Raw genomic sequence first — 26519 nt, forward strand, 5'->3', positions numbered from 1 at the left:
ATCCTTCTATTTTATAGCCCATATTAACCCTGCTTTGGCAATTTTATAAGGCTGCAATTGTAATCTAAACAATTTTGAGTCGTCAAATGTAGCAACATATGTTGAGATAATATCTTTAAGCCAGGAAATTTGTGCTTTTAGCTTCCAATGATCGCCATCTTTAGCGTATACTACTACAAACATTCTATTCTCTATATGTTTTCTTTGTTGTTGACTTTGGTTTTTGCACAACCAATAAACCAGCTCTTTAGGATAGTCTAGAGCATATTCTAATGATTTCTTAAAACCTTTTGGGAAATTGCTTGTGCTGTAATCAAATTTCTCTCCAAATAAAGAAAAATCGATCAACTCATTTCTTTGATTTCTAGTAGAAACAATCTCATCCAAATGAGTGAAAATCAATTCTACAGCCAAGGCGCTCCAATAATTATACCATCGGTTAATAGCATAATAAAAAAAATCGTTTTTATCTATTTTAAATCTCGAAACTGTTTCAGAAATTTTTAAGACCAGGTCTTCCCATTTTACCGAACTGTATATAAAATTACTCTGCCTATCCCATAGATCATTTTGTTTTCTATACCATACATATTTATGCGATAATCTATGCTGAAGTTCTGATTCTATAATATCTAAATAAGATGTAATCAAAATAGTAAAATCATAAAAGGTAGCAAAAGAAATACCCAAAGATTAATTTCTTGTATTAACTTTCCATTATCTATTTCTAAATAGGTTGTTCCAATGATTGCCAATGGACTAGCTATAAAAATCATTTCTGCAGTATTTTTATTAGGAGCAATCACTACTATCGCTACTGCAATCAATAATTGTGCAATAACAACTTTTAAAACAGGTTTTGATTTGGTGGATTTTCGATTATATTTTATCAAATATATCGTGAAGAAAAACAATATACAGATTATCAAAACTCCTATTGAGAAAAGACTTCCTTTACTAACATAACCGTCAAAGGAAAATGACAGAGATTCTACGTAGTTAGTGATTAAAAAGAAAGAGTCATAAAATAGCAAGGTAAAACAGTTGGATAGTATATAAACTATCGATAAACCAATAATTGGAATGATCCAATTCCTATAATTTTTAGGTTCAAAAAATAAAATCCCGAAAAAAACAACAACAATAAAGGCTATACTCCAGAAATACGCTAAAGATGCTAAACCAATACACAAAGATGCATCGAGAATACTAGATTTAATATCCTTTCCGCTTCTTAAACTCAATACACTTCTTACTCCCAAAATCACAAATAGATTGGATAATAAAACTCGGTAATCTGTTAGCGAATTGGGTAATATAGCCGTTAAAAAAGCAAACAGGAGTATTGTATTTGTACTTTTCTGGGTTAAATCATTTTTTTGAGTTACTAAATTCAAAATTAACATAGCCAAAACATATGCTATAAGACCACCAACAAAGCTAAGAATGGCTATATAATCAAGGTTTAAACCCTTTTTATAGTGTGCGATTATGTATAATACAAACATGTATACCGCAACGATTAAAAAATTAATCGGCTTTGATTTACTAAAAAAGCTTGATAACACTACTATTTTTTATATTTTTGCGTCAAACAAGATATCATTGTTTTTAATTATAATATAACTAATTTATAAAAAGTTTTTAGTTCACTTTTTATAATGAAAATGAAAATCATATGTGGAAAGATTTTTTTGAAGCTATTGCATCTCTATTTGTAGACGTACTTTTTGCTCCTATGGATGCCCTTAGAGCTTTAGAGTTAGAGAGTTGGGGAGCTGCCAACATTGTAAACTGGTTGTTTATGCTTATTGGTTTTGTAGCCTTTTTCTATTGGATGAAAGAATTAAAGAAATTTAATGACAATAATGAAGAGGATAGGGATCCTAAAGCTCATTCATTTTTGAATTAATTTCTTATACCACTTACTATTAAAAAAAGCTCATTGTTTAATAACAATGAGCTTTTTAGCTTTTCTATTTTAATTTTTTATAAATCAAATCCAAGATCTTTTCTATAATACATTTTGTCAAAATGTAGTTTCTCAATGTTATGATAGGATTTTTTTAATGCTTTTCTAAAATCATCATCTAAAGAGGTGACTGCAATAACTCGTCCTCCATTGGTGACTACTTTGTTGTTATCAAGTCTGGTTCCTGCATGAAAGACTATAGAGTCCTTTATTTGTTCTATTCCTGTAATTTCCTTCCCTTTTTCGTATCCTTCAGGATATCCTCCGGAAACTGTCATTACTGTAGTAGCACTTCTAGGGTCTATTTCTATCTCTACTTGATCCAATGTTTGGTCAGATACATGTTTGAATAAAGAAACTAAATCCGTTTTTACTCTTGGTAAAACAGCTTCTGTTTCTGGATCTCCCATTCTCACATTGTATTCTATTACTTTAGGGTCGTTTCCTACCTTAATCAATCCTATAAAAATAAAGCCTTTATACTCTATTTCTTCTTTTGCAAGGCCATCGACCGTTGGTTTAATAATTTGTTCTTCAATCTTATTCATAAAGTCCTCATCTGCAAATGGAACTGGTGAAATTGCACCCATTCCTCCAGTATTAAGACCAATATCTCCTTCTCCAATACGCTTATAGTCCTTTGCTGTTGGAAGCGTAACGTAATTCTTACCATCAGTCAATACGAAAACACTTAATTCGATCCCATCTAAAAACTCTTCAATAACAACTTTTTCACTAGCAGCACCAAATTTTTTATTTGTAAGCATATTTTCGAGCTCTGTTTTGGCCTCATCAATATCCTTAAGAATCAGTACTCCTTTTCCGGCAGCAAGGCCATCCGCTTTTAAAACATATGGTGAGTTTAGCGTTTCTAAAAATTGTTTCCCTTCATTAACGGTACTTGCTGTAAAGCTTTGATATGCTGCGGTAGGGATATTGTGTCTAAATAAAAACTCTTTTGCATACTCTTTACTTCCTTCCAACTTTGCTCCTTCTTGCGATGGACCGATAACCGATACGTTTTTGAGCTCATTATCTTTTGAGAAAAAATCAGTTATTCCCTGAACTAATGGGTCTTCAGGCCCTACTACAACCATTTCTATCTTTTCTTTTAAAACAAGATCCTTTATTGCTTTAAAATCTGTTACCGATATCGCTACATTTGTAGCGATCTCTGAGGTTCCTGCATTTCCCGGCGCAACAAATAATTTTTCGCATAAGTTGCTTTGGGCAATCTGATAACCGAATGTGTGCTCTCTTCCTCCAGATCCTAGTACTAAAATATTCATATTTAATGGTTGTTTGATGGCTAACTTTTATGTGTTCAAAAATACTTCTTTCCCTTTTTTCTTACTAATAATTTTTATGCCGATTTTGTGTATTTTATGAAGTAGGAATATTACGGATAATTCTACTACTCAAAATACTTCTCTTTTTGAGTAGCAATGGCATTATAATAGAGAAAAATACAATTCCATTAAATCTCACTAACATGGATTCGAATACCAGTGATACAAAAAGAATTAAGAAAACTGAAAATTCATTCCCACTTCTCTTCATGCGTATCGCCAATAAAATAAAAATACTAACTAAAATTCCTAATCCCAAGACTCCTGTCTGAAGTAATGTCTGAAGAAATTGATTATGTGCATTATACTTATTTTCAAAGTTATAAGTATATCCTAACTCTTTATATTTTTTTATCAAAACATCATTAGCATCTCCAATCCCATACCCTAATAGCGGTGCCTCTTCAATTAACTTAATGCTAGCATCCCAAGATAATAATCTTGCCTTTTCTGAAGTAGAATTAGCGTATTCTATGGTATTCCCAATATCTTTAACTTTAGAGTAAAAATCCAATACACGTGGATTGTTAAGAAACACTATAATTCCTAAAAGAAACATAATGAACATTGTATGTTTTCTACTCTTATTAGAAATATTAAAAATCAATATCAATGACATGATTATTAATATCATATAAGCTGCAATGGATGCCAATAAAAACAGATATAAAAATAGAATGACAACAACGCATGTTCGTAATCTTGTATCTAAGTTATTTTTCAAATAATAACTTAGCACTAATAGTATATAAAGAGAAAGATAACTGGGATTGATTAGTTTAGAGAACTCATCACCTATAAAGTAATTCCATCCATGCATAAGCGCATTAAAAAAGGTAGTAAGATCATCAATAGAAACCTCTAGAGAAAACCCTCCTTTTATCATAGATATCGAATTATATACGGCAATCGAAAAGTTTACAAAAAACGAGATTATCAATCCAAAAAGTAAAAAATCAAACAACTTCTTTACTGTAGAAGCATCTTCTTTAACAAAAAGAAAGATCAATGGAAACAAAAATAGAGACAAAGAACGCTGTAGTATGTTTAATCCATCAGAAATATTATCTGTATAAAATAAACTAAGCAACATTATTATAAAATACAAAGGAAACAGTAGCACTGTTTTATTATCTAAAACAAATTTCTTTCTAGACTTAAAAACATTTACAATTCCAAGAATGATCGAAATAATAAAAAAAGGAGTTGGGAGATTAATCCCCAAAGGCAATAATAGAAAAGCGATATAAAGACTATTCCAGAAAATGGTTAGTACCAAATCATCATCATGTTTATAAAACACTTCGGAAAGTTCAGTTATTTTTTTGCTTAATCTCACCTTTTCTAATTATAGTGATATGTAGTGTAGTATTAAAGGCTGATATCCTTTAAAAACTGAATCTCACTAATATGCTTTTTCCTGCCCTTTAATGACATTAATTATTGTGTCAATTATAATTTTTGAATCCAACAATAGAGACCAATTTTCTATATAAAAAATGTCATATTTAATACGATTTACGATATCTTCATCATTTTCCACCTCTCCTCTATATCCTTTTACCTGAGCCATTCCTGTTATTCCTGGTTTCACAGAATGACGGAAAACAAAATTATATTTGTCAATTCTTTTTCCATAATCCTTAGTATATGAAATCATGTGTGGCCTAGGACCAACTACAGACATATCTCCAAAAAACACATTAAAAAACTGTGGCAATTCATCTATACTTGTTCTTCTAATAAACCGACCTATTTTAGTAACTCTATGATCTTCTTTTTTGACCTGTACAAGATCCGAAAAATTCTCATCTCTCATAGACCTAAATTTATAACATACAAACTCTTTATAATTGATTCCATTTCGTCTATGACTATAAATTAATGGCCCTCTAGATTCCAGTTTTATCAGGATGTATAGTAATGGAATTAACCAGGAAAGTATTAGGATAATAACTAACAAAGAAAAAACAATATCAAATCCCCTCTTAATTGCCCTGTTAAGAGCACTATTTAATGATACTTCTGGAATCGATAGTACTGGTAAATATTCGTAATAATTAGTTTTGAGTCGTTTTGAAAAAATACGTTGTGAGCTAGGTATAAATTTAAGAACACTATAATTCTGATCCGCATATTTCACGTATTCATTTATAACTTCATCCGAAATTTCATCTATCGAACAATATATTTCATCTACATCTTCTTTCTCCAAAAACTCAAAACTATCTTTGATTTTCAGGGTAAGTTTATCAGAAAACACCTCTAACACTTGATATCCTAAGTCTTTTCTTTTTTCGAAAAAAGTTTTAAGTTGTTGTGCACTTTTATTGTTTCCAATAATAATTACTCTTCTGTTGTTTCCACCCAAATACGATCGATATCTTCTAAGTGCGTAATATGTAATAACCTTAACAACTCCAACGGACGAAATCGTGATTATAATAAAGTAAAAAGTGTCCTTTACCGAAAAGAAGTTTATTTTAAGTAATCCAAAATAGGCATATAGAAGTATAAGAATTAGTAACCCTTGTCTAATTAAAAGAGAAACAATTGTAATTACTTTAGTAAATCTATATACTTCGTAAAAATTCAGCAAATATGCAGAGATCAACCAAACAACTGACAAAAACGCATAAAGTTGATTAGATACAATATCATTCAGAATGTAGTAAGAAGACCCTAATAAGATAACCAGATCAATTACAATAAGTATTGGTCTAATTAAATATGAATATCCTCCTCTTTTGTGATGCATCCTATATTAAGAATAAGATGAAAAATCTTTGTGTTCACTTCTATATAACTCTTCGTGAGATAAACCTTTAAAATATTCTAAAGTTCTTTTCATTCCTTCTGATCTATCAATTTGTGGTTGCCATTTCAAAATCTCTTTAGCTCGAGAAATATCCGGTTGTCTTTGTAAAGGATCATTAACCGGAAGCGGTTTATAAATTACTTTTTGCTCCGTTCCTGTTAATCTTATAATCTCCTCGGCAAAGTCTTTGATTGTAATTTCATTAGGGTTACCAATATTAACTGGATATACATAATCACTAAATAATAATCTATAAATCCCTTCTATTAAATCATCCACATAACAAAAAGATCGTGTCTGTAAACCTTCCCCAAAAACGGTAAGATCTTCTCCTCTTAATGCCTGTCCAATAAAAGCAGGAACTACTCTTCCGTCATTCAATCGCATTCTAGGGCCATATGTATTAAAAATACGAACAATTCTGGTTTCTACCTTATGATAGGTATGATACGCCATCGTTATGGATTCCTGAAATCGTTTTGCTTCATCATAGACACCACGAGGTCCTATAGTATTCACATTACCATAATAATCTTCCGTTTGTGGATGAACCAAAGGGTCACCATATACTTCACTTGTTGAGGCTATTAGTATCCTTGCATTCTTTTCTTTTGCTAGACCTAAAAGGTTATGTGTTCCTAATGATCCAACTTTTAAAGTTTGAATAGGAATTTTGAGATAGTCGATAGGGCTTGCAGGAGAGGCAAAATGTAAAATATAGTCTAAGTTACCTGGAACATGAATAAATTTTGAAACATCGTGATTATAGAATTCAAAGTTTTTCAACTTAAACAGGTGTTCAATATTCTTCAAGTCTCCTGTAATCAGGTTATCCATTCCGATAACGTGATACCCTTCATTAATGAACCGATCACAAAGATGTGATCCTAAAAAACCTGCTGCTCCAGTAATTAAAACTTTCTTCATTTTATAATTTTATATCCTTTCTTCCTATAGAAAAATAAGAGATTTCTTCTTTTTCCATATCCTTAAGATCGTATAAGTTTCTTCCGTCAAAAATAACTGGATTTATAAGATCATTCTTTATTTTTTCAAAATCCGGTGTTCTAAAAATACTCCATTCTGTACAAATGATCAAAGCATCTGATCCTTTCAAAGTTTCATACATTGATTCAGAAAAGGTGATTTTATCTCCATATTTCTTTGATACATTTTCCATTGCTTCTGGATCAAAAGCTTTTATCTCTGCACCTTTGCTTAATAAACTATCAATTATATCTAGTGCAGGTGCTTCTCGGATATCATCCGTTTCTGGCTTAAAGGCTAATCCCCAAATTGCGAAAGTCTTTCCTCTAAGATCATTGTTAAAATACTTTGTAATCTTCGGAATTAATACAACTTTTTGATCTTGATTTACTGCGATTACAGATTCTAAAATTTTAAAATCATAATTGTCATCTTTTCCTGATTTATGTAATGCTTTAACATCCTTAGGAAAACAAGAACCTCCATATCCAATTCCTGGAAACAAAAAGCGTTTTCCGATCCTAGAATCTGTACCCATTCCTATTCGTACCTTATCTACATCTGCTCCTACTTTTTCGCAATAATTTGCGATCTCATTCATAAAAGTAATCTTAGTAGCTAAAAATGAATTGGCTGCATATTTAGTTAGTTCAGCAGATTTTTCGTCCATTATAAGTATCGGATTACCCGATCTAACATAGGGCTTATATAGCTTTTGCATAAGCGCTGTGGCTCTCTCCGAAGAAGATCCTACAACTATTCGTTCTGGCTTCAGAAAATCATCTACTGCAAATCCTTCTCTCAAAAATTCCGGATTAGAAACCACATCAAAATCACATTGAGCATTCTTTGCAATAGCCGATTGAACTTTTTCCGCCGTCCCAACAGGTACTGTGCTCTTATCCACAATGACCTTATAGTCAGAAATAATTTTACCTATTTGATCCGAAACTCCTAAAACATACGAAAGATCCGCAGAACCATCTTCGTCCTCAGGAGTTGGTAAGGCCAAAAAGATAATTTCTCCATGATTTAAACCCTCTTCTAGTGAAGTCGTGAACTGTAATCTACTCGCTTTAATATTTCTTTCAAACAATACATCCAAATGAGGCTCGTAGATAGGAACTTCACCGTTACGCATTTTTTGTACTTTTTGTTCATCTATATCTACACAAACTACTTCATTTCCTGTCTCCGCCAAACACGTTCCTGTAACTAATCCAACATAGCCTGTACCTATTACTGATATCTTCATTTATTTTTAGCAATTAATTTAAAAGCTCCATGTAACCTTAACCTATTAAAAAATCATCTTTTTTATCAAGAGAATCTTTTTAGCCTGTTAGATTTCGTTTCTAGTAATTATCTATATCCTGTGACAAAAATATACTAATTCGTGCTTTTGGCATTAGAATTTTACTGTAAAAATCAATAAGCGTTTTTATCTCCTTTAAAAATATTAAAAGTTGTTTGAACAATTATATAAATATCCAATAACATGGACCAGTTTTCGATATAGAAAATATCATATTTTGTTCTGTTTATAATATCTTCATTACTTTCTATTCCTCCTCTATAACCTCTTACTTGAGCTAATCCGGTTATTCCAGGTTTTACAAAATGTCGAACCATATATTTAGATATCTTGGTGCCGTATAATTCATTTTGTTTCCATAAATGAGGTCTTGGCCCAACCACAGACATATCTCCTAATAAAACATTTAAGAATTGAGGTAATTCGTCAATACTTGTTCGTCTTATAAACTTACCAACGCTTGTTATACGAGGATCATTTCTGCTAGCAGAATCTTCGGATCTAGCATTTATTCTCATAGACCTAAATTTATAGCAGAAAAAAGCTTTTTCCTTAATTCCCGGTCTGCTTTGTTTAAAAAAAATAGGACCCTTACTTTCTATTTTTATAATTAATCCTAGAATAGGAATCAACCAAGAAAGGATGCATAGTAAGACAAATAATGCTATAATAACATCAAATGTTCTTTTACCCCAACTTTTTAAAGAATCATCTAAAGGAATATCTCTTAATGATAGTATAGGTATTAAGTCATAGTAATTTAGATATAGATTTTTAGAAAATAATTCTTTATTATCAGGAATAAATTTGAGGGATTTCATGTGAATATCACAGAATTCCATATATTTTTTAACCTGATCATCATCTAACTCGTTAACAGAACAATATACCTCATCTATACCTTCGTCTAGAATATATTCAAAACTCTGAGCAAGATCTCCTTGTCTATTTTTTACTGATTTATTAGTAAAAAAACCTTTAAACCTATATCCGTAGCCTGGCATATTATCAAAGAAATTGATCAACTTATTGGTCAAATCATTTGATCCTATAACTACTACTTGTCTATAGTTACTTCCAGTAATTATTCTATATTTTTTGAATATTTCATACAAGAAAATTCTCCAAACATTTAATACTACAAAAAGCCACAAAAAGTATCTTAAAATGTTCCACCAATATATATCTGAACCTGTTATATATAGATAAGCAAATATCAAAAGTACTAAAACAATAATCTGTTTAGATAACAATGCAATAATTTCAATGATTTTTGTGAATCGGTATACTTTATAAAAAGACAAGAAAATGGATAACACTATCCAAAAGAAAATAAAAAAACCCAAATCAACCACATTGGTAGTTAAAAACATAGTAGATAGAGCGTATATTATTAATAAATCAATAGCATACAATAATGGTCTAATATATTTAGAATATCTATTATTATTCATAAAGTACTTGGGTACGCTATTTAGTATTATAATTCGAACGAAGTAAAAATAGATAGAATTATATTATTCCTAACTATTGTCTGTATATTTTTGATAAATGCCTTCGATAATACCAATATTATTGTTTAAATCAAAGTTCTCTTCAAATAGTTTCAAAGAATTATGTTCCATTGTAAGTCTTAAATTTTGATCTTTATATAGTTTTAACACTTTTTCGGACATATCTACTACATTCTCATTCTCAATTACGTACCCATTGTGTCCATCAATCACTAAATCTCTATTACCATCACAATCAGTTACAACACAGGATTTTGCCAAAGCCAAGCTTTCTATAATAGAATATGGCAGACCTTCATATCTTGCAGTAGAAATATATAGCTTAGCATTCGAAATTATTTTAAAGATTTCTTCTCTATCTATCCACTTTACCAATGTAATATTGGTACTCAAATTATACGTTTCTATAAGTTTTTTAACACTTTCTAAATTAGGGTAATACTCACCAACTCCCATTAAAACCAAATGTATTGATGGTATTTCCTTTTTCATTTCTCTTATAACTTCCACCATCATTTCGATATTCTTTTGAAAAGATGGACGACCAACGGTACAAATGTAATCTGATGGCCAACTTATAGGGTACTTAATTTCTTCTTCGTTTTTTGATATCGGAGATATTGAATTGTTAAACAATTCTGCATTAGATTTAGTATAACCAACTTCTTTAATCCCTCTTTCAAACTCAGATAAAGACGATGCTACCAGTGTAGAATTAATTCTTTTCAATATTCTTTCAATAAACAAAAACACACTTCTTTTAAATCTATTACTAGTACTTAAATATGAATATGCCTGTGGTGTATGAAGCACTTGAACAGGATACCCCATCGATGCAACCCTAGCGATCAAACCTCCTTTAGCACTATGTGCATGAATAATATCTGGCTTTTCTCTTTTAAGAATCTTTATTGTTTTAAAAATAGAGCGAATATCATTAACGATACTAATATCTCTTAGAATTGGTAATTTATATTCTCTTACTTGATTAGAATCGTTGTCTACATATGGTTTTGAAGTATCCTCTTGTCCATGAATTACAAAATGATCAAATTTTTCAGTATTTGTATTTTTTAAAATTAACCTTAATGAAACATCAACTCCTCCAATAGAATTCAATACATGCCCTACTTTTACTCTACCCATCTATTCGTTTTTAATAACTTCATTACTATCAAAATTTCTTAGCATTATCAAAAAAATTGCAAAACAATAAACACCAACTTGTCTATGAAGGTAGTTTTCTACGAACCCTAACAAAACAAAAGCAAGTACCAGGGAAATTTTAAGAAAACTATTTTTACCATTCCATAATGCGCTAAAAAACATCATTCCAAAACACAAAAATCCTAAAAATCCAGAAACTAGTAAAAAATCCAGAAATTGATTATGGGTATTGTATTTAATATGGAGAAACCATTTCTTCTTTTCGGGATGTTGAATTGTATTATCATAACAGTCAAGTAATTCTAGTCTTGTATTTTTATAGGAGCCAATTCCTGTATAAAAACTGAAACTTTCCGTATTGACAATATCATAAACACAAGGCCAAATAACCATTCTTGGCTCCCAAATTTTCAAATTCTCGATAAAAGAATTATTCTGATCAGTATAAAAAAACCTATTTCGTAAATTTTTATTGGCTAAAAAGAAAAGTCCTATCAGGATACTACTAACACCTATAACATAGAGGATTTTCTTTTTATTAAACAACCCAAACATATAGTAAATAGCAATAAAAACTATTGATACGATTGCTATTCTTGCCGCTATTATGAATACAAAACTTATAACAATTATACTGTTTATTATAAGTAGCTTTCTTTTTTTATCGTTGCTCAAACCCAATAGATGTAATGAAAAAATTAAGCTAAGCACACATAAAAAAGCTATATAAACTCTTTCTAATAGTAAAACTTTATTAATAAAACCCCCACTCGAAAAAGAAAACTCTCCTTGTTCAAAAACATAAAAAACAAGAGAAATTAAAGAAGCAAATACAATAAAAAACACCCCTACAATCAAAGAAATCTGTACATATTTTATCTCTTTATTTATTGGAAATGATGCTATCAATAAACAAATGGGCATATAAAGTTTTCCTAATTGAGAAATATCGGAAATCAAAAATCCTTGAGTCACTATATCTATACTAACATATAATACGAGTCCTAAATACAGGAGAAGAGTTGGGTTTTTTAATTCTTTTAGCTGTTCTTTTCGAAAACAAAATGGAAATAGAACCCCTAATGCAATCAACAAAATATTCGGAAGTGATGTCGCAATACCACTAAATGGAATAGAGAATACTAGTAAACAAAATATAACCAGATATGTCTTTAAAAGGACAGCTTTTTTCACTTTTTAAACTTTGTTTTTAGAACATTACTCATATTTCTTGACAAAAAAAGCAATAGTACATTTCTTAAAAGGCCATATGTAGGATACCATCCTATATAGTAATTATTAAGAATTCCCTTGATTCTACTTTTTACTTGTCTCTTTCTTTTTAAAGAAGATATAGAATTTGGATCGATAATGTAATCAATTAAAGCCTCGGGATAATTCTCTGATTTATATTTTTTTACGACTTTCATGAAGAACGCATAATCTTCTGCCGCTTCGTAATTCAAAGGATACAAACCTACATCCAATAGTATATTACTTTCAAAAACAACCGAAGGGTGCAAAAAAGTACTATTTAGATATATTTTTTTCTTAATCTCTTCATATGAAACAGGATACTTCTGTGTATAAAGTAATGTATTCTCCTGATCCTTTATATGCGCCCAAGTCCCCAACAATTTTATATCTTGATTTTTCTTCAGATACTCTAATTGCTTTCTTAATTTGTCCTTATGAAAAAGATCTCCACAATCTAATCTGGCGATATACTTATAGTTTAATTTTAATATTTTAGAAAGCCCTACGTTTAACGCTACTTCTACTCCTTTGTTTATCGGCAATACCTCAAACATAAGATTTCCTTTTCCCGTATAGGTTTTTTCGATTTTATGAATGGATAAAGGTTCTTTTCTACTTCCATCATCCACTATAATTATGTCCACAGAGAAATCTTCTCTTATTGAGTTAATAGAGTCTATCAAGCCTAACTCATTTTCATAATGCGGTATTAAAACAATAACCTCAGACAACATTCGTATTTTCTTTTTTCTGATTATTATATAAAAAGCAGAGTGCTGCTAGGCACAACCATACTCCATACATCCTAAACGAATCTATTTGCAACCAGTTTAAAACAAATCCACTCATAGAAACAATAATAACAATTCCCATAGTTTTATTTTGGCTATCCTTCTTGAGCTGTTTCGCTTGATAAAAAAACGAACTCACAAAAAACACAAAAAGTAACAATCCAACAATACCTGTCTCTGCCAAAAGTCTTGTATACACATTATAACCAGGAGGAAAAGATTTTACTCTTTCATTAAGATATTTCTTTTCGAATTCCCAATTATTTTTTACTGCCCAATATGGATATTTATGCTCTGCATGAAAAGCCTGTTGTCCGTAACCGACTCCGAAAACAGGATTCTCCTTAAATATTAACAAGGAAGTATACTGTATCCCTAATCTAGATTGATTAGAAAAATTATCTTTTACATTAGTGAAATCCAAAGAATCAGACTTTTCATCAACAAATTCTTTTATTGCGGTATAGTTAAAAACTGATACTAAAACAATAACAGAGAATGTTCCAACAAATATTCTAAGCACCAATTTATAGTATTTTTCCAATGAAAAAATGTGAAACAAAAAGACTACAAATTGAAACAAGACTACAACTAGCGAAGTCCTAGAGCCGGATAATATCGCTAGCAATAGCACTAAGATAGCAGGAACAAATTTTTTAAACCCTTTGCTTGTTAATATATAAGAAAACATCCATCCTGCCACAGTAATTAAATACATCGCAAGAGCTGGTGGTTCGTAGGTAATTGAACTAAGACGTCCTAATCTAGTGTCTAAATACACATCTACGAAAGGCAGGTAATCAAACAATTTAATTATAGGGATTAATTGCGTAAGACCAACTCTCAATATTAGAATTTCAAGGAAACTATAGGCAGAAACTATTATTAAAGAAGCTAAAAAGATCTTACGAATATATGTTAGTACTTTTTGCTTACCTAAATAACTAATTACATTGTAATAAAACGTAAAGAACAAAACACTTGAAAGCGTTAATGAAAATAATTGTCGTAAAAATCTATTAATGCCAGATGTTTGCTTAAAATAACTTGGAATAATATCCGGTATATTAACTACAAAACCAATCAAAATCCAACCAAGAAATATGAGAAACGTGTGATTAGTAAAATTAGAAACTGGATACTTTATTTCTCCTGTAATTATAAATTTAAAGAACAGAAGTAGCAATCCTACCAGTAAAACAAGCGCATTAGCATCCTGCGAATATTCACCCATAAAAGACAACCCTTTATAGGAATTAAAAGGAATTAGGAATAGCCCTATAAAAAAAAATTGAATTAATATCTTTTTTAAACTGCTCAATTTATTTAGTTTCCTTTACTATCTGTTCTAGAAATGACAACCTTTGCTCTTCCTTTGTCTGATAACTTATTTTCTTAACTATATCTAGTGGTTCAATACTTTTTTCTTTCCAATAGAGCACGAATTCTCTAACAATGGAAATATTATTCTTAATGTTATCAATCTCGTTTGGCAATTCTAAGATATAGCCAGTTCCTTTCATATCCACATCATAACCTCCAAGTATCACAGGAAGACCATAAGATAAATATTCGCGGACTTTTAGTGTTGAGCTTTCATTGACTCCTGCTTTATACAAAGACAAACTTCCTATAGCAACATCACAAAACGAATATATCTTTTTTATCTTTTCTAAAGGTAAATACCCGTAAAACTTTAGATTATCCGAACTACTCGTATTGTTAATTCCAATGATATGAAAATCGAATTCTGGTAATTTATGCGCTAAATAATATATTTTATCCACTCCATGCCATTGACAATCAGGGCTGCCTACAAAAACCAATTGAGGCCTATCAGAAATTCTTTTCTTTTCAATCTGATTTTCATCAAAAATGTATCCATTACCAATTGTAACCTTTGGAACCTTTTTAAAACTATACAATTCATTCAACTCATTAGTAACAGCAACCAATCCATTAACACAATTTAATATTTTGTTTCTGCCGAACCTATAGATTATTCTTCGCACAAACGATTCATTTTTAATCTCGACTAAATCATTAGTATTTACCTCCATTACCACTTGGTATGATTTCAGGACCGTAGGTAAACCAGGATACCAAATCCCTTGTCGATAATAGATGATATCAGGATTAAAAGTGTTTATATCGCTTCGTATATGATTTGAGTGTTGTACTTTAAAAAAGTAGTTGTTTAAAGAGCTGTTCTTTTTTGTTGAATAGTAACTTTTCTTTAGTACATCCTTGATCTCAATTTTATTTTTATCTCTTGAAGGTTTGGTTGATAGGATTTGAACAACATGTCCATTCTTAACCCAAATACTAGTTTGCTGAGAAATCTTATTTAAGATACCGCTAGGGGAATTAAGATCAAAATCTACTACATACAGAATCTTCATTAGAAAAATTATCAGTATTTATATGTACTTATAATTTGATCAATTATCAAAGACGCAGCATTGCCATCACCATAAAAATTATGAGATAAATTTAGTTCTGTATCTATTACTTTATCATATAAATCCATTAAACTAATTTCATCTGTCCATAAAGAATTACATCCTGATGCTACTAATTCTACCCATTCTGTTTCAGATCTTAATGTAATACAAGGTTTTTTATGAAAAAAAGCTTCTTTTTGTATTCCTCCTGAATCAGTAATGATCATTTTGCAAGTCCTTTCTAACATAACCATATCTATATAACCTATTGGGTTTATAAAAGTAATGTTTTTTGTTATTATCTTATATTCTTCTATTTTTTGTTTAGTCCTTGGGTGAAGCGGCAATACAACATTTATTTTTGTAGAAATTTGATCTAATTCATGTAAGATTCGGGATAGTCTTTCCTTACTATCAGTGTTTTCTGCTCGATGAACTGTAGCAAGAACAAAATCGTTATTTGTTAAATTAAGTTCCTCAATGATTTTGCTATTATGTACCGCTTTTTCTTTATAAAATAAAGCGGCATCATACATTACATCTCCCACCTTGTGAATTTTAGTGTCACAAATACCTTCATTTTTTAGATTTTCTATTGCCGCATCAGTAGATGTAAAAAGCTTGTCGGAAATATGATCTGTCATAATCCTATTTACTTCTTCAGGCATTTTTTTATTAAAAGATCTTAATCCTGCTTCTATATGTACCACAGGGATATGTAGTTTGGTCGCTGCCAGTGCTCCTGCTATTGTACTATTTGTATCACCATACACTATGATCACTGTTGGTTTTTCGTCTATTAAAACTTTTTCAATATTAATCAACATCTCTCCTGTTTGTTGACCATGTAGTCCTCCTCCTATTCCCAAATTATAATGCGGTTTAGGAATATCCATCTCCTCAAAGAAAATCTTAGACATATTATCATCATAGTGCTGTCCAGTATGGACAATAATTTCAAGAATATTTTCAGTGTTTTTTATAACTCTTGATATCGTTGCTGCTTTAATAAATTGAGGTCTTGCTCCAATGATCGTCAAGATCTTTATCATTCATTCATTTTTTTAATTATCCTACTATAAGGGGCTGTCTTTATCACATTTTTAGACATGATTATTCGACAACATTTCTTAAGAAATACTTATTCTTATTTTTTGCTAAAAATAACACTTATATAGGAACTATTTCGATTTGTGAGTATCATGTATAGTTACTACCCTAATAACTATGTAAAAAGGTATCTTACATAGATTATTATCAGATAAAAAGGTAATCCATATTTAATAACAATAAACCAATATTTTAAAACACTAAAATCAGTATATCTATATATCATAAATGTAGCGTACATAAAATAACTTATTGCGCTTATATAACTAAAAAGCATTATTGTCATATAAACATCCTGAAAATAAAAAATACCAAGCAGCAAACCAATTAATCGTAGTCCTGACATAAAAGAAAGAAACATAAATCCTATTTGCTGCTTTTCTTTGATCGTAATAATAAAAGTAATTGGTGATACCAGAAAATTAAAGAATATCCAAGGAATCATTATCATAGCATAATCGCCAGCTATTCTCCATTCTTCTCCAAAAATAAAAGCAAATATATTATCTCCGAAAACTAATAGAATAGTTAAGGGAATGAATGATAAAAAAAACAGTTTTTTATGGGTATTAAATACAAGCTCAGAAAATGCTTGTTTATTATTTTTAAGCAACGATCCTTGTTCAAAAAACACTTGGCCTATTGCTCCACCAATAATAGATATAGGCATCATTAGAACTTTGTAGGCATGAAAATAGAATCCTCCATAAACAGCTCCAAAATAATTAGGTATCAATAGTATTGGAGCCTGTATTGTTCCTATATTAAAAAGACTAGATGGTACATCAAATAATGGAAATTTAGCATATCTTTTTGCTGTTATTTTTAATTTAGAATACTTTATCTTCTTCACATATTTCTTATTCCCATTTAATAGAATTATTCCTTCTACTATTGATGCTATAAAAAAGCCTAGAATCAACCCAAAATATTTTAAAAGATACAAGCCTACTTGTAACGTGGATTGCACAATGGATCTAGCGACCTTTGATATAGATATAACTTTGTATTTTTTCTCCTTTACATTAACAAATGTAAACAGCTTGACAATTCCAAGAAAAAAGATAGTAGGTATTAGTAGATATTTCCAATAAGTACTCCCGGTAGTTTTAAGGAACGGTATTCTTTCGAAGAATAAAAAAAATAAAATTCCAAAAAACAAAGCTGTAACCCCAATAACAACTATAGTAAGGGATATTACATTTGTTTTATCCTCCTCATCATCCGCATTCATAACAGCTAACTCAAACTTACCTGTAGTTATTTCTGACAAGATAATAGCAATACTGATATATATTCCTAAAACTGAGAAATCTTCTGGCGTATATATTCTTGTAAGTATTGGTGATATTGCTATAGGAATAAATTGAGCTACTGAAGTTCCCGAAATTAAGGTGAGTACGTGTTTTACAAACTCATTTTTGATGAGATGATGAAATTTTCTTTTTATGAAATTTACCATTCTAGTTTATTGAACTTATCCCATTTAAAGTATATGAGACAATTAAAAGCCTTCAAAAAAACTAAGTATCCTTTTTAGTTTTGTTTTTCTGAATTAATTTTCCTCTTCCTTTTTTCACGTCTTTCTTTAATTTATCCATTTTTTTTCTGAAAAGAATTTTTCTTTTGATATTAGAAAAACTATAGTCAAAACGATAAAAAAGATATCCTAATATTATTACAGAAATTATAAGAATTACAACTAAATAAAAATTATATGAAGTACTTCCTAACATTACAAAAAGGACTACGAATATTAGATTAAATCCTCCTATAATAAAACTTGCCTGTCTATGAGAAATATTAAAGTAATCAATTAATATATGATGCGTATGATTTCTATCAGGAGAAAAAGGGCTTCTTTTATTGGCTAATCGTATCGTAAATACTCTTGCAGTATCAAACAATGGTACAATTAGGATACTAATCGCAATCAATGGAACATTTTCTAATAAAAACGGAAGACTATCATACGATTCTGGAGATAATGCCAAAAACTTAAGGGTTAAAACACTTATGATAAAACCAACAATTAAAGATCCTGTATCTCCCATAAAGATTTTTTTACTAGAGGATAAGTTAAAGCTTAAAAAAGCTATTAAACTTCCATTCATTGCTAAACATAACAATACATAAAAATACTCTTTAGTTAAATAAAAAATCGTAGTATAAATTATTAATATTATTATCCCAACAATTGCTGCTAATCCATCTATACCATCTATCAGATTATAGGCATTAATAATTGTCAACATCATAAACCCTCCAACCACATAATAGATATATACAGGGATTTCTTTTATTCCTAAAAATCCATTTAATGAATGGATTGTAAAACTATCATTCGATAAAATAAATAGTATTGCCAACAACTGAGCTGCCAATTTAGTCAATGGTGAAAGCACAACTAAGTCATCTTTTAATCCTACAATGAAAAGGATTGTAAGTCCAGGAATGAAATGTATTGCTTCATGATAATTATCCCAATTACGTAGAAAAAAAAGTGCAAAAACAAGTGTATAAAAAAAAGACACACCTCCTAATGTAGGCGTTATTGTTTTATGTGAACTCCTTTTATTAGGTTCATCCATAAGTTTTTTATACTCTACTAAACCAATAATTTTCGGAATTGTAAAATACGTAAGAGCATAAGCTCCAATAAAAAATAGTAGTGGATAATATGTTGGCAAAGCTTCTAGATTTACTAGTTTTTTCAAAAGTAACAAATAAAAGTGTTGTAGTAGTTATTTTAAACAACCTAATGCCATAAAGTATAGTAGTAATATAAGATATAGGATATTTTTTCCTAGATATTATGTACTAAACCCTTCTATAATCTCTTTCTAAATTTTTAATTGTATCCTTCTATAATAATGATACAATTCTATTTTTTTATATTGTCTTGTATATCCTGTAATATTTTTTTAGTTGTATTCTCAACGGAAAAATCATTTTTTAATAATTCTCTCGCATTTTCTCCCATTTCAGATCTAAAATCAACATCATTCAACATCTTAATTGCATTCTTCATCAATTGATCATCTTCTCCATTGATCGATATTAATCCTGCATTAGCTTTTTCAACAATACTTTTAAGATCATTACCAGGATTAATGCTTCCTAAAACAGGGATTTTATGAGCCATATAACCTAAAAGTTTTCCTGGAAAATTATGGCTTGAATGTAGTTTATGCAAACTAAATAATCCTATATCAAATTCCGAAAGCATCAATTGATATGTTTCTTGATCAACAGCATTAAGATAATCAATATTTTTAAGATTGTATTTTATTATTGCTTCCTTCACCAACTCTACTTCATCCCCCTTACCAACAAATACAAAATGTGCTTTATCATACACTGACATGTTTTTTGCTAACCTAACTAAATTCATCATGTCTTGTGCTTTTCCCATATTACCTCCATAGAAAAAGACAACTTTATTTTCCAATTTTAACTTTACTCGATAATAATCTTTTTTTATTAATTGAGCATCATCTTTAAAATCATTCGTCCAATTATACAGTACACTGAGCTCTCTATTTGATTTGACATTTTCAGAAAATAAAGCTAAATTTTTTGGTGATTGTAACGCAATAAAATCTGCTGCGTTATAATTCATTTTTTCAAAAAACCTAAAATACTTTGTAATTAAAGAGTTTTCCTTAAGGATTTTTTGATCAATCGCCCATTGTGGAAAAAAGTCTCTTAAAATTAAATAAGAAGTACATTTCCATTTTTTTTTTAGTATTGTTACTAAAGGCCCAAAAAATATCGTTGGAGAATAATATATTATAAGATCGTGCTTATCTCCTTTTAATTTTGAGTATAAAGCAAAATAAGCTCTTAATGATAAAAAACTTTCATTCAAAGCTCTTTTTATTTTTGATGTGTTCTTAATTTTTCCAGAATTAAACCTAAGAACAGTAAGATTCTCTATAGAATTTAATTGCATATTATTTTGTTCCGAACTACCTGGAGTAATAACAGTTACCTCATTACCTTCAGTTATAAATTGCAATGCCAGTTCATGCATCATTTTAGCAGCAATCTTTATAGAATATGGTACATAGTCATCAACTATTAACAAAATTTTCATATACTAAACATTATAGTGTTTATAGTCTACAGCATTTTCTTTAATGTCCAAAAACATTTCCTTGATCATTTCTTCATATACTGGTATCTTATAATTTACTGCTTTTTGTGTATCAATTAGCGATTTATCAACTGATTTTCCTTCGACAGCTTCAATATGTATTTCTTTATTCAAGTTTTTTGAGAATAATTTCAACAAATCATACTTGTTAATAGATTCATTGTTAGTAACGTGATATAAACCATTTAAATCAAAATTAATCGCAACCTCAATAAAACGAGCCAGTTCATATGTAGTTACACCTGACCAAATGGCTTTTGTATATCCTTGAATCGCTCCATTCTGGTTTAAAAACCAATGAAGCAATCCTTCTCCATTCTTTTTTAATTCAGGTCCAATAATAGACGTTCTTAAAGTTACATGATTTTCATAAGTTACTTCTCCCAGTCCTTTTGTTTTAGCATATGTGTCTTTTCCATCTTTCTCATCCCCTTCTGTATACTTCCCTTTTTGTCCAGAGAAAACACAATCAGTAGAAATGTGAATTAACTTTGCATTAATCTCAGAACATTTTTTAGCAAGAAAATGTGGTAAATATGCATTAATATATATTGCGTTTGCAATATTATTATTGGAACCACTAATCAATATTCCAACACAATTAATAACATAATCAGGTTTATTTTCCTTTAAACATTTACTTAGCTCATCACTATTAGTAACATCTAAAACAATAGACTTAGGCGAAACTTTTGTTCTATATGTAATATCTATAATTTCAAATTTTTCTTCGTTTTTTTTAAAATGCTTATATACCTGATGCCCAAGCATACCTGTAGAACCAATAATTAATATTTTCTTTTTCATATTTGTTTTCTCCAAACTGTTCTATTTATATAATCTGTATATGATAAAATTATTCTTAATACCTTTTTGGAAACGTTATCAGTATTATAATCTTGAACAATATTGATATTTCTTTTATTCCTATTATGTTGTTCTCTTACTACATTAATACTTTCCAGTACTCTTTCTTTTTTAAGGCCAGACATAATTAAAGTACCCTCATCCATTCCTTCAGGTCTTTCATGAGCCTGACGAATTGTAATTGCTGGTAGGTTTAATATGGATGCTTCTTCTGTAATTGTTCCACTATCAGAAATTACACAAAAAGCATGTTTTTGTAGTTTTATATAATCATGAAACCCATATGGTTTAGAAAAAGTAAGCAATTGGTTATCGTTATTATACCCTATTCTTTCTAGTTTTTTTCTTGTTCTGGGATGTGTAGAGATTAAAATCCTTTTATTAAAATATTTTGAAATTGTATCAAGTGTCTCTAATAAGTTGTTAAAATTCTCTTGATAATCCACATTTTCTTCTCTATGGATACTTACAATAAAGTAATCTTCCTCTTTTAAACCTTCTTCCTCTAAAACCTTTGAAGCGTCTATCTGTTTCATGTTACTGGAAAGAACTTCTAACATTGGAGACCCTGTTTTAATAATCGTCTCCGGATTAATTCCTTCGTTTTCTAAATACTTTCTAGCGTGCTCCGATAGTGGCATATTAATATCACTTAAATGATCCACTATTTTACGGTTTATTTCTTCTGGAACCCTTTGATCAAAACATCGATTTCCAGCCTCCATATGAAATATCGGTATCTGTCGTTTTTTTGCCGAAATTACGGATAAACAGCTATTAGTATCTCCATATAGTAAAAGAGCATCTGGTTTTTCTTTTAGAAAAACTTCATCCGATTTTGCAATTATATTAGAGATTGTAGATATTGCATCTTCCCCAGAAGCTTCTAAAAAATAATCTGGTTTCCTAAGTCCTAAATCATTAAAAAACACTTCATTTAGTTCATAATCATAATTTTGACCAGAATGTACTAAAATATGATTTGAATGTTTATCCAATTCTTTTATTACTTGACTCAATTTTATAATTTCTGGACGTGTGCCCACTAATGTCATAATTTTAATCATATCTATTCTATTTTAATAAGCTGATTCTAGGTTATTCCAATCTAACCACATCTTATAATCATATCTATAATTGTCATTTGAGGAGTCTTCTAAAGAATCCTCACAGAACGATATAAGTTTGGATTCTTCCTTTATTGCTTTTATACCATTAGCATACCCAGGAGGAATATATAATATAGATGTTTTCTCACTATTTAATTTAAACAAATCTACTTTCAAATTCTCCGACGGCTTAGACCAATTGTCTATTTTAACGCAAGCAATCCAAAAGCTTCCTGAAACAGCATAAAAATATTTAGGTTCTTTCTTGTGCCCTTGCCAAGCTCTGATTGTTTTTGTACTAGGATGCGAAATACTGTAAAATCTCTTTATATTTTCTAAAGAAAAATCATTAACATAGGATATATCACCTCTTTCATCAGAATGTTTACCGCCTTCTATAAGACTAGGGATATTACTTTTATTTGTATTCATCCAATTCATTTAAATATGAAAGACTTAAAACCTTTTCTTTTACTTCTTCCACGCTTAATTGATCTGTATTATGAGAATGATATTCTTCTCGGATTGATAATGCCATATCACCATCTTCAAAATACTTTCCATAATTCAAGTCTCTATTATCTGCTGGCACCCTAAAGTAACCTTTAAGATTATCAGCCTTACTAAATTCTTCTTTAGTCAAGAGTGTTTCATATAGCTTTTCTCCATGTCTTGTACCAATTATTTTAATTGGTTCATCTACATTACAAATTTCTTGAATTGCCTTTGCCAAATCTTCAATCGTACTTGCAGGAGATTTCTGAACAAATAAATCACCTTGCTTTCCATGCTTAAAAGCATACAAAACCAAGTCGACGGCTTCGTCCAAAGACATCATAAAACGCGTCATCTTAGGATCTGTTATTGTTAATTGTTCTCCTTGCTTTATTTGATTGAAGAATAATGGAATCACAGATCCTCTCGAAGCCATCACATTACCATATCTAGTGACACATATAATAGGGCCTCCTGGAGCAACATTTCTTGATTCTGCTATCGCAACTTTTTCCATCAAAGCCTTGGATATTCCCATAGCATTAATTGGATAAGCAGCCTTATCAGTACTTAAACAAATTACTCTTTCCACATTATGAATCCTAGCCGCCTTTATCACATTAGAGGTGCCGATAACGTTAGTTTTAGTAGCTTCTAAAGGAAAAAACTCACATGATGGAACTTGTTTTAATGCCGCAGCATGAAATACAAAATCTATCCCATTCATTGCTGTGCTTACGCTATCAAAATCCCTAACATTACCAATATAAAACTTAATTTTATCATGCTGATATTTGGTTCTCATATCGTGCTGTTTTTTCTCATCTCTGGAGAAAATTCGAATTTCTTCTATATCCGAATTTATAAGTCCTTTTAAAACAGCATTTCCGAAAGATCCTGTCCCTCCGGTTATCAAAAGTTTTTTTCCTTTAAACATTCTTCATTGATTTATAGTTTTTAATTAAGCTACCAAATGTAAGTTTGCTCGTTTTTTCCCAAGAGTATTTTTTTATCTCTAAAAGGTTTTTTTCTATTGTAAGTGTCCTCATTTTTTGATCTAATAACATCTTTTCAATAGATGCAACAATAGACTCTACTTCATATGAATTGAAGTAAAATCCATTTTCTTTAAGAAATTCTGGCATTGGTTCTTTATCACTACAAGCAATCGGTGACCCAGATGCCATAGATTCTAACAAAATATTAGGCATATTCTCGCAGGTAGAGGCAAATACAATTCCATCCGTTTTTTGATAAAATTCTTGAATTCGATTATATTCTATTGACCCTACATAATTTATAAACTTTCTATCTTTATCAACCTCATCAATAGTTCTATTCAATAATTCTCCTGCCGGTTTAAATATAACTCCTCCAACTAAGTCTAGTACCACTGGATATCCTTTTGATCTCAAAATACCAATCGCTTTTACTAAATTCCACTGATGTTTATACACATGAACAGTAGAAACATATAACAATTTATATGGGTTCGAAAACGAATAGTCAGAAATTTCGTTCTGTAACTTAGGACTCACTTCAAACATTTTTGATATTCCATGATGAATTGTTGAAATTTCTTTATTTTCTAAATTCAACTTAGCTCGTATAACAGAATCAGCATATTTAGAAATAAATAATATTCCTTTAGAGTTACTGAAACAAATTTTCTGTTTTTTATAATTAAGCCAAAATCTTGAAACTTCCTTTATTGATTTGATTTCCTTCCATATTTTTCTGTCATAAAGAAGCATGTTTCTAGACATGCTTACTAAAGGCTTAAAACCTCCTATATAATCTCCAGTCAATGAAAGAAGTATATCTATGTTTGACTTTCTTATACACCTATCATAGCCTTTAATTTGAAAAAGTATCCGCTTAAAAATCCCTCCGTTCAGTTCATCAAAAGTTATTTTTGTTAAAATATTTAGTGCGGGTAATTGGTTTAGTGTTCTAGAAGAACCAAAAACAATTATTTCAGAAATTTCTTTTTCAAAAAAATCAGTATCATAGGCTTCTAGAATTTCTTTTAAATGTGTAATTCCACCGCCACCTCCTATATTACTAGCATCTATTCCTATCTTGATCGGTTGCTCTGTTTTCAGTTTCATTATATTTTATAACGTTCTAAAATTTGTTTTTAATCGACCTAAAATGGTAATAAATAATGATATAGGTATAATCCCTTCTTGTCTAATTAAAACTGATTCCGTTAAACCACTTAAAAATATGACAATTAAAATAGATAAAGCAAAATAATCTTTCATTCTAAAACTCTCCAAAATAGGGAAAAAGAAAATACTTATAAAAACTAAAAGTCCTAAAAAGCCAAATGCAATTAAAATATATAAAAATTGACTATGAGGTCCATAATTTAGATGTGCAATACTAACAAAATTATTTTTCTCATTTTGTGTTCTAAGAACATCTTTTACATCTCCTGTACCATACCCCAGAAAAGGAGCTTTTTCAATTAACTGAAAAGATGACTTATATACCATATACCTTATTTCTGTACTACCTGGACGTAAAAATTTTGCATAGTCTTTCTCATTATCATTTCCAGGAGATAAAATATATTTAATTTCTTCTATCATTGGTTTAAAACGATAATTCAAAATTGATTTAAATAAAACCAAACTTCCTAAAAAAAATACGATCAGTAACACAACGGACCAAAATGTCTTTTTTACTTTTATTATAAAAAATGATGCAACCAATAATATTAACAAACCTAAACCAGCTTTTGATTGTATACAAATCATGGCTGCCGTTATGAGTACTAAACTAAAAACACCTAACAACTTTATTTTCTTTCTATAAAAAGTACAATATTCATTAAAATAATATAAAATAAATGCAACACAAATAATCAAATATATGGAGAAATATGTACGATGAACAGGTACTATTAAGAATTGCTGACTTAAATATTCATATACAGAACCAGGTCGATTTCCTGCAGCTATTTCCCCTAAAATGATGTATTCATCAGTACTCAAACTAACATATATGAAATCTAAAAAAGAGATTATCAAAATTAGCATACAACCATAAACAAATATTTTAAATAACTGTATTATACTTTTAGGAGTTAAGTTTAAGAATGGTATAAAGATGGGAAAGATAAGAAATGACAAAACATGCTCGATTTTTTTAAAAGCA

Annotated in this window: 24 protein-coding genes; 1 reads left to right on the plus strand and 23 read right to left on the minus strand. The window is 29.9% G+C overall.

Annotation, left to right across the window (positions count from 1 at the left end):
* Positions 1-6 precede the first annotated feature (6 nt).
* Together Q0975_RS05335 and Q0975_RS05340 are read right to left on the minus strand one after the other, a co-directional pair.
* Positions 7-690 carry a hypothetical protein gene (locus Q0975_RS05335; protein ID WP_299434097.1) on the minus strand — a complete coding sequence of 228 codons (684 nt, stop codon included), beginning with the start codon at positions 688-690 and terminating at the stop codon, positions 7-9.
* Positions 648-1508, minus strand: a complete 861-nt coding sequence (locus Q0975_RS05340; RefSeq protein WP_299434099.1) for a DUF6427 family protein — start codon at positions 1506-1508, stop codon at positions 648-650. Before Q0975_RS05340 ends, Q0975_RS05335 begins: the two co-directional genes overlap by 43 nt.
* A gap of 170 nt (positions 1509-1678) precedes the next feature.
* Here Q0975_RS05340 and Q0975_RS05345 point away from each other — a divergent pair, with 170 nt between their 5' ends.
* Positions 1679-1912, plus strand: a complete 234-nt coding sequence (locus Q0975_RS05345) for a uracil phosphoribosyltransferase (protein WP_299434101.1) — start codon at positions 1679-1681, stop codon at positions 1910-1912.
* A 77-nt stretch (positions 1913-1989) separates the two neighbouring features.
* Here the strand turns inward: Q0975_RS05345 and purD are convergent, their stop codons facing one another.
* From purD to Q0975_RS05450, 21 genes are all read right to left on the minus strand, one after another.
* Entirely contained in the window at positions 1990-3261 is a 1272-nt protein-coding gene (purD, locus tag Q0975_RS05350; protein ID WP_299434103.1) for a phosphoribosylamine--glycine ligase, read from the minus strand.
* Positions 3262-3355: 94 nt separating this feature from the next.
* A complete protein-coding gene (locus Q0975_RS05355; RefSeq protein WP_299434105.1) occupies positions 3356-4660 on the minus strand; it encodes an O-antigen ligase family protein in 1305 nt (434 codons plus the stop codon).
* A gap of 66 nt (positions 4661-4726) precedes the next feature.
* Entirely contained in the window at positions 4727-6079 is a 1353-nt protein-coding gene (locus Q0975_RS05360; protein WP_299434107.1) for an exopolysaccharide biosynthesis polyprenyl glycosylphosphotransferase, read from the minus strand.
* 6 nt (positions 6080-6085) lie between these two features.
* Entirely contained in the window at positions 6086-7066 is a 981-nt protein-coding gene (locus Q0975_RS05365; RefSeq protein WP_299434109.1) for a UDP-glucuronic acid decarboxylase family protein, read from the minus strand.
* Between the two features lies 1 nt (position 7067).
* Complete coding sequence (locus tag Q0975_RS05370) at positions 7068-8381, minus strand: UDP-glucose/GDP-mannose dehydrogenase family protein (protein WP_299434111.1); 1314 nt, start codon at positions 8379-8381, stop codon at positions 7068-7070.
* 173 nt (positions 8382-8554) lie between these two features.
* Positions 8555-9895, minus strand: coding sequence for an exopolysaccharide biosynthesis polyprenyl glycosylphosphotransferase (locus Q0975_RS05375; RefSeq protein WP_299434114.1), 1341 nt, complete (start codon positions 9893-9895; stop codon positions 8555-8557).
* A gap of 69 nt (positions 9896-9964) precedes the next feature.
* Complete coding sequence (locus tag Q0975_RS05380) at positions 9965-11101, minus strand: glycosyltransferase (protein WP_299434116.1); 1137 nt, start codon at positions 11099-11101, stop codon at positions 9965-9967.
* Complete coding sequence (locus Q0975_RS05385) at positions 11102-12316, minus strand: O-antigen ligase family protein (RefSeq protein ID WP_299434118.1); 1215 nt, start codon at positions 12314-12316, stop codon at positions 11102-11104.
* Positions 12313-13113, minus strand: a complete 801-nt coding sequence (locus Q0975_RS05390) for a glycosyltransferase (RefSeq protein ID WP_299434120.1) — start codon at positions 13111-13113, stop codon at positions 12313-12315. Before Q0975_RS05390 ends, Q0975_RS05385 begins: the two co-directional genes overlap by 4 nt.
* Entirely contained in the window at positions 13103-14404 is a 1302-nt protein-coding gene (locus Q0975_RS05395; protein WP_299434122.1) for an O-antigen ligase family protein, read from the minus strand. Before Q0975_RS05395 ends, Q0975_RS05390 begins: the two co-directional genes overlap by 11 nt.
* Before the next feature lie 88 nt (positions 14405-14492).
* Positions 14493-15572: a hypothetical protein gene (locus tag Q0975_RS05400; protein WP_299434124.1), complete on the minus strand. Its 1080-nt coding sequence runs from the start codon at positions 15570-15572 to the stop codon at positions 14493-14495.
* 11 nt (positions 15573-15583) lie between these two features.
* Positions 15584-16666, minus strand: coding sequence for a UDP-N-acetylglucosamine 2-epimerase (non-hydrolyzing) (gene wecB / locus Q0975_RS05405; RefSeq protein WP_299434126.1), 1083 nt, complete (start codon positions 16664-16666; stop codon positions 15584-15586).
* Between the two features lie 173 nt (positions 16667-16839).
* Positions 16840-18186 (minus strand): lipopolysaccharide biosynthesis protein, encoded by a 1347-nt coding sequence (locus Q0975_RS05410; protein WP_299434128.1) that lies wholly within the window; start codon positions 18184-18186, stop codon positions 16840-16842.
* Positions 18187-18247: 61 nt separating this feature from the next.
* Complete coding sequence (locus Q0975_RS05415; protein WP_299434130.1) at positions 18248-19441, minus strand: glycosyltransferase family 4 protein; 1194 nt, start codon at positions 19439-19441, stop codon at positions 18248-18250.
* 167 nt (positions 19442-19608) lie between these two features.
* On the minus strand, positions 19609-20823 hold the full coding sequence (locus Q0975_RS05420; protein ID WP_299434132.1) for a glycosyltransferase family 4 protein: 1215 nt from the start codon (positions 20821-20823) through the stop codon (positions 19609-19611).
* A 3-nt stretch (positions 20824-20826) separates the two neighbouring features.
* A complete protein-coding gene (locus Q0975_RS05425; RefSeq protein ID WP_299434134.1) occupies positions 20827-21690 on the minus strand; it encodes an SDR family oxidoreductase in 864 nt (287 codons plus the stop codon).
* Positions 21687-22823, minus strand: a complete 1137-nt coding sequence (wecB, locus tag Q0975_RS05430; RefSeq protein WP_299434244.1) for a UDP-N-acetylglucosamine 2-epimerase (non-hydrolyzing) — start codon at positions 22821-22823, stop codon at positions 21687-21689. Before wecB (Q0975_RS05430) ends, Q0975_RS05425 begins: the two co-directional genes overlap by 4 nt.
* A gap of 6 nt (positions 22824-22829) precedes the next feature.
* Complete coding sequence (locus tag Q0975_RS05435; RefSeq protein ID WP_299434136.1) at positions 22830-23291, minus strand: WxcM-like domain-containing protein; 462 nt, start codon at positions 23289-23291, stop codon at positions 22830-22832.
* On the minus strand, positions 23278-24291 hold the full coding sequence (locus Q0975_RS05440; protein WP_299434138.1) for a polysaccharide biosynthesis protein: 1014 nt from the start codon (positions 24289-24291) through the stop codon (positions 23278-23280). The genes Q0975_RS05435 and Q0975_RS05440 overlap by 14 nt, the downstream gene beginning before the upstream one ends.
* The gene (locus tag Q0975_RS05445) at positions 24284-25465 is read right to left on the minus strand and encodes a glycosyltransferase (protein WP_299434140.1); all 1182 of its coding nucleotides are present in this window, start codon (positions 25463-25465) and stop codon (positions 24284-24286) included. Before Q0975_RS05445 ends, Q0975_RS05440 begins: the two co-directional genes overlap by 8 nt.
* Positions 25466-25471: 6 nt before the next feature.
* Positions 25472-26356 carry an O-antigen ligase family protein gene (locus Q0975_RS05450; protein ID WP_299434142.1) on the minus strand — a complete coding sequence of 295 codons (885 nt, stop codon included), beginning with the start codon at positions 26354-26356 and terminating at the stop codon, positions 25472-25474.
* Between the last annotated feature and the right edge of the window lie 163 nt (positions 26357-26519).

The sequence above is a fragment of the uncultured Aquimarina sp. genome (genome assembly GCF_947500065.1).
Taxonomy (GTDB): Bacteria; Bacteroidota; Bacteroidia; order Flavobacteriales; family Flavobacteriaceae; genus Aquimarina.